Raw genomic sequence first — 5070 nt, forward strand, 5'->3', positions numbered from 1 at the left:
CATCACGCCCCTACCTCGTGACAACCCGTCACCACACCACAAGCAGTGGACCAGAACCCGTTCTCGTGAACAAAGCCAGCCGGCGCCCGCTGTCTCAGAGCTGCTTGAGGCCGTCGAGTATCCGTTGGGGCAGTTTCTGCTCGATGAACAGGCGGCGGACATCGTCGAGGGGCAGATAGCGCCCCTGGGGGCCGTCACGGCCGATCACCCTCAGGAGTTCCGGGAATTCGCCGTTCATGAGTTTACGGTCGATGCGTCGGCGGTGGCCCCGGGCACGCTCGTAGTTCGCCTCCATGTAGCGGGTGATCTCGGCGTGGTCCAGGCCGCGCTCGGTGCCACCCTCGGGCCGTTGTTTGTCGCTGGCGAAGGTGTCCAGTCGGTCGAGTTCACTCTCGTTGACGTGGACCTTCACATCGAGGATGCGTGAGCCCGCTCCGTGTTTGTCCAGAGGGCCGTCCCGTAGCGCGTTCAGATGCAGGCCCTGCCGGGAGTTGCGGACCAGTTGGGCGGGGCTGATCCCGTTCGCGATCAGTGCGATCAGCCGTACCGCCCGGTCCGGCAGATCGGAGTCGCCTTCGCCTGCGGCGGCGACTCGTGTGATCGTGCGGGTCACCTCCGGCAGTGGCACAACGCCATCGTCAAGGTAGTCGTGTGCCACCAGGGCACGCAGAAACGGGCACGGGTTGCCCGCCGAAACCTCCGCCATCAGTGTCCTCGCTTCTGGGCCGATACGTCCCGGCTGTGCACGCACACCCCCAACCCCGGGGCCCCTCAGAGCAGGACGTACAGCGTGCGCCCGGCCGTTTCGACGGTGCTGTCGGGGATCTGGGAGGTCACGGACAACAATAGCCGAAGCCTTTGGCCTCAATACTGACCAGGCCGAACGGTCCTTCGACGCGGGCGCGGCTGGTGACCGGGGCGTCGCGGCGGTGGGGGATGAGCCGGACCGTCCGACCTGCAACCCGCGCTGCTGCCGAAGCGACGGCCCCAGCGTCGGCCTGGACCTGCTCGGCCAGGCGGTTCAACACTCGCTCCGCGACCACCAGTTCCTCCCGCTCGACCTGCACCCCCTGCAACTGCTTGGTCAACTGCTCGGCGGGCGAGGGCGTCCAACTCGCTCCGGCGAGCGGTGATTTACTGCCGCTCCTGCATCCCCGCAGCCTCCCGCAGTCTCGTACCGTGCAGACCTGCTGACGGATCGTGAGCGGGGGCCAGTCGCGGGCGCAGCCGAACCCGGCAGAGCGTCGGAACCTACCCTGCCCGATGATCTACGGCATAGGCATCAGCCGTCGACTGGCACGAGTACCCGAATCGTCACTCACACCAGACCCGTGACCTGCGATTTCACGATGCACACCGCTCATTGGACACGTCCGCCGCCTGTCGTCAAACGATCGGGGCGATGAACAGCAGGCCGGTCAAGGCCGCGGAGGCGCTGGTGGTGGCCGCGAACAGGGTGGACCACTGGGCGGGCTCGTAGGCGGCGCTCATGGGCGTGGTTCAGCCGCGGGCGGCGCGGACCTTGACGACGAAGGCTTTGCCGAGGGCGGTGACCGAGTAGGGGTCTTGGCCGGTGATCAATTCGCGGTTCTCGACGACCTTGCTGCCCATCGGCAGTCTGCTCGACCTTGGCGCCGCGAGCGCTCAGCAGCCGGGCGGGGTCCTCTTTGAGGGCTGGGGGGAAGCGGCGTGCGATCGGGATCGTTTCCAGCAGGGTGTCCACGATCGTCTTGAAGCAGGTCATCCGGTAGCCGTCGTAGATCCCCCGGCCGCCGGCGGCCGGGGCGGCGGCGAGCGCCGCCGGCGCGTGGCAGATTAGGCCGGTCGGCTTGCCGGTGTCGTGGAAGTGCTGCATGAGGGCGCCGAAGTGTTCGTTGAGAGAGTCGTCGGCGAAGGCGTCGTGGTGCAGCAGGTCGACCATCCGGTCCGCGGCGGAGACCACCACGAGGACACGCGGTGTGGCTCCGGCCGGGGCGGTGCTTGCTGTGGGTGTCATTGGGCCTGCAGGGCGTGTACGACGGCCTCGGCGACCGCGCGGGCGCTGCCGGGGTTCTGGCCGGTGATCAGCCGCTCGTCGGTGACCACGTGGGTGTCGAACGGCTTGTCGGCGATGCTGTAGTTCCCACCTCGCTTCTTCAGCTCGTCCTGCAGGCTGAAGGGGACGGCGTCCGCCCGCTGGGCGGCTTCCTCCTCCGGCCAGGAGAACCCGGTGACGTTCTTGCCCTTGACCAGCGGGTCGCCGGTGTCGAGCGTGACGTCCAGCAGGCCGGCCGGGCCGTGACAGACCGCCGAGACGATCCGTCCGCTGTCATAGAACCGGGCCGTCAGCGCGGCAAGGTCCTGGTCACGGAAGTCGAACATCACCCCGTGGCCGCCGGTGAAGTAGATGGCGTCGTAGTCCTCGACCCGGACGTCGCCGGCCTTCTTGGTGTTCTCCAGCATGTTCATGAACTCGCGGTCGCGGTAGCGCCTGTCCGTGCCGAGTTCGCCGAGCACGTCGTGGGCCAGGCTCTCCGGATCGATCGGCACGTACCCGCCGGCCGGACTGGCGATGTCGAGTTCGAAGCCGTTGTCCTTGGCGTAGTCGTAGAAGTGCGTCAGCTCGCCGAGCCACAGCCCGGTGCGCATCCCCACCTTCTGGTACTCGCCCGCGTTCGTGACGATGATCAGAATCTTCTTGGTGGCAGCCATCAGCGTCTCCCGCAGCTCTTGCAGTCACCTGCCTCCCTGGACGGCTACCCGCGGTGCGGGCCTTAGACCGGTCCCGTGCAGAAGAAGGGCCCGAAAGGGGCAGCGGGTGATCAGGAAGCTTCCGGCCAGGCCCGACTGCACCGCCACGGCATGGACGCCGCCCCCGTCCTCGTCCTCACCTCGGCCGCGCTGGAGCGCTACGGCCTGCCTGCCGAGCTGACGCCGGAGGAGCGGCGTGCCGGACGGCTCCCGTCCGGCCACAAGGTGGTCAAGCAGATCGCCAGGGCCGGGCAGCAGCTCACCCCAGTGATCATGTAGTTGCGACGCTGTAACCACGGGCGAGACCTGTGCCAGTCCTATGTTTCAGGTCGCCTGCCTGGCCAGCCTGTGCAGGGTCCGCGCGGCAGGTGATCCGGGGTCGGCCGTGATCAGGACGACTTCCTGGTCATCCTCGGGCACGAGCAGGACGTCACAGTTCAACCGCAGCGTGCCGGTCTCCGGGTGATCGAGGATCTTGGTGCGGTGCCCGGGGGCGTGGACCGGACGCGTTTGCCATATCTGTCGGAACTCCTCGCTGCCGGTGTGCAGTTCGGCCAGCAGAGCGGTCAGCTGCGGGTCATGCGGGTAGCGGTCGGCGGCCCGTCGCAGCCGCGCCACCACAATGTGCCCGAACTCCTCGGCGCTGGAGCTCTCGTACATCCGCCCCTGGCCAAGGAAGCGGCGCCGGGCCAGGTTCGTCCTCCCGCCTCCGAGATCGCCGCCGAGCAGTGCCTGGGCCAGAGGGTTCCAGGCGACGACTCCGTACGCAGCGTCAGTGACGATGGCACCGGTCTCCGGCAGCCGCTCCAGCATCCGGGCCACATGCGGGCGTACCCGCCGCACGGCGCTGATGCCGGGCGGCGCGCTCGATCCCGCCAGGCGGAACAGGTGGCTGCGCTCGGCCGGCGTGAGCCGTAGTGCCTGGGACAACGCGTCCAGGATCCGGGTGGACGGCCGTGGGCCCCGGGCCTGCTCCAGCCGCGCGTAGTAGTCGACCGACATGTGGGCGAGTTCCGCCACCTCTTCGCGGCGCAGGCCCGGTGTCCGGCGATCGGTGCCCGTCGCCGTCAGGCCGATCTCGTGTGGACGCAGGGCCGCCCGGCGGTCCCGCAGGAAGCGGGCCAGCTCTTGCCGTGCCATGCCGCTTCCTCTCACTGCCTGGTACAGGTTGTCCCTGGCAGGGCGCCCACAGCCAGGGAACGGTAGTTGCCATGAACGATCGCACAGCTCTTGTCACCGGTGCCAACAAGGGCATCGGCAAGCACATCGCCCGGCTCCTCGCCGCCGAGGGCCTCACCGTGTACGTGGGCTCTCGCGACCGCGGGCTCGGACAGCGAGCCGTCGAGGAGATCGGCGCAGGCGCCCGCCTGCTGGTCCTCGACGTGACAGATCTTGACGGCATCGCACGGGCCGCGACCCAGGTGGACCGTCTGGACGTGCTGGTCAACAACGCCGGGATCTCACCGTCGCTCGCCCCGCCGGCCGACACGAGCGTCGAGGAGTTCCGGCGCACATACGAGACCAACGTCTTCGGGGTGGTGGCGGTGACCAATGCCTTCCTGCCCGCCCTGCGCCGGTCCCCGCATCCGCGCATCGTCAACATCTCCAGTGGCACCGCATCGCTGACCTGGAGCACGAACCCCAACCCCCAGTTCACCCCGGGAAGCGGTGGCGCCGCCGCCTACCGGTCGTCCAAGGCCGCCCTCAACGCCCTCACCGTCCTGTACGCCCAGACGCTGGCCGAGGACGGCTTCAAGGTCAACGCGCTCGCCCCCGGCATGCGGGCCACCGACCTCAACCCGCTGGCCGCCGCTTCCGGCGACGACCCGGCCGAGGCCGCCCAGGGAGCCGCCCGCCTGGCCCTGCTGCCAGACGACGGTCCCACCGGCGGCTTCTTCTCCTGGGACGGAACGCCCGTGCCCTGGTGAGCGGCGCTGAGCTCCCAGGCGACGGCACTGACTCGCGCGCCCCAAGAAGCGTATTCCCAGGGCGGCGGTCCTCCTCGGGCCGAAGCGTGCTTGGCAGCAGGCAAAGGCTGCGCAGACAGGTGCGCGCTCATGGGGGGCGATGACGGTGCCGACGAGGTCGAAGAAGGCGTGGATGACGGTCGCGCGGCGCTCGTGGCAGCGGGCGAGGCGGTGGAAGGCGTTCGGCCAGGAGCGCCGTTGACGCGGTCCCGAGGCGGACGGCTCACTGGCCCGGTTCCAGTGGGACGGGTGCCGAACACAGAACACGGCGGCCCGGTCCCGCGCATGTGTGCGCGGGGCCGTTTTCTGCCGTGACCGGCTCCGGGTGCTCCCATGCCTCGGGCAGCAGCAGCACGGCCAGGTTCGCCGCTGC

General features: G+C 69.1%; 6 protein-coding genes and 1 pseudogene. 2 read left to right on the plus strand and 5 right to left on the minus strand.

Annotated features, from left to right (window positions below):
* Positions 1-94: 94 nt before the first annotated feature.
* From IE273_RS42800 to IE273_RS42810, 3 genes are all read right to left on the minus strand, one after another.
* On the minus strand, positions 95-706 hold the full coding sequence (locus IE273_RS42800; protein WP_189820513.1) for a hypothetical protein: 612 nt from the start codon (positions 704-706) through the stop codon (positions 95-97).
* A gap of 127 nt (positions 707-833) precedes the next feature.
* Positions 834-1088 (minus strand): hypothetical protein, encoded by a 255-nt coding sequence (locus IE273_RS42805; protein ID WP_229888143.1) that lies wholly within the window; start codon positions 1086-1088, stop codon positions 834-836.
* A gap of 904 nt (positions 1089-1992) precedes the next feature.
* Complete coding sequence (locus tag IE273_RS42810; RefSeq protein ID WP_189820514.1) at positions 1993-2691, minus strand: type 1 glutamine amidotransferase domain-containing protein; 699 nt, start codon at positions 2689-2691, stop codon at positions 1993-1995.
* A gap of 75 nt (positions 2692-2766) precedes the next feature.
* On the opposite strand from IE273_RS42810, the gene IE273_RS42815 reads away from it, so the two are divergent.
* The gene (locus tag IE273_RS42815; protein WP_506005287.1) at positions 2767-3009 is read left to right on the plus strand and encodes a DUF8841 domain-containing protein; all 243 of its coding nucleotides are present in this window, start codon (positions 2767-2769) and stop codon (positions 3007-3009) included.
* 45 nt (positions 3010-3054) lie between these two features.
* Here the strand turns inward: IE273_RS42815 and IE273_RS42820 are convergent, their stop codons facing one another.
* Positions 3055-3870 carry a helix-turn-helix transcriptional regulator gene (locus IE273_RS42820; protein WP_189820515.1) on the minus strand — a complete coding sequence of 272 codons (816 nt, stop codon included), beginning with the start codon at positions 3868-3870 and terminating at the stop codon, positions 3055-3057.
* Between the two features lie 71 nt (positions 3871-3941).
* On the opposite strand from IE273_RS42820, the gene IE273_RS42825 reads away from it, so the two are divergent.
* Positions 3942-4658: an SDR family oxidoreductase gene (locus IE273_RS42825; protein ID WP_014669976.1), complete on the plus strand. Its 717-nt coding sequence runs from the start codon at positions 3942-3944 to the stop codon at positions 4656-4658.
* Positions 4659-4796: 138 nt separating this feature from the next.
* Here IE273_RS42825 and IE273_RS45465 read toward each other — a convergent pair.
* Positions 4797-4889: pseudogene (locus IE273_RS45465) on the minus strand (IS5/IS1182 family transposase); the annotation flags it as partial.
* Positions 4890-5070: the final 181 nt, after the last annotated feature.

The sequence above is a fragment of the Streptomyces olivaceoviridis genome, from assembly GCF_014650115.1.
In the GTDB taxonomy this organism is placed as follows: domain Bacteria; phylum Actinomycetota; class Actinomycetes; order Streptomycetales; family Streptomycetaceae; genus Streptomyces; species Streptomyces olivaceoviridis.

Bases quoted from the DNA above. Each gene is read 5' to 3' on its own strand.
- IE273_RS42825 (WP_014669976.1), top strand. From the start codon at position 3,942: ATGAACGATCGCACAGCTCTTGTCACCGGTGCCAACAAGGGCATCGGC.
- IE273_RS42800 (WP_189820513.1), bottom strand. From the start codon at position 706: ATGGCGGAGGTTTCGGCGGGCAACCCGTGCCCGTTTCTGCGTGCCCTG.
- IE273_RS42820 (WP_189820515.1), bottom strand. From the start codon at position 3,870: ATGGCACGGCAAGAGCTGGCCCGCTTCCTGCGGGACCGCCGGGCGGCC.
- IE273_RS42810 (WP_189820514.1), bottom strand. From the start codon at position 2,691: ATGGCTGCCACCAAGAAGATTCTGATCATCGTCACGAACGCGGGCGAG.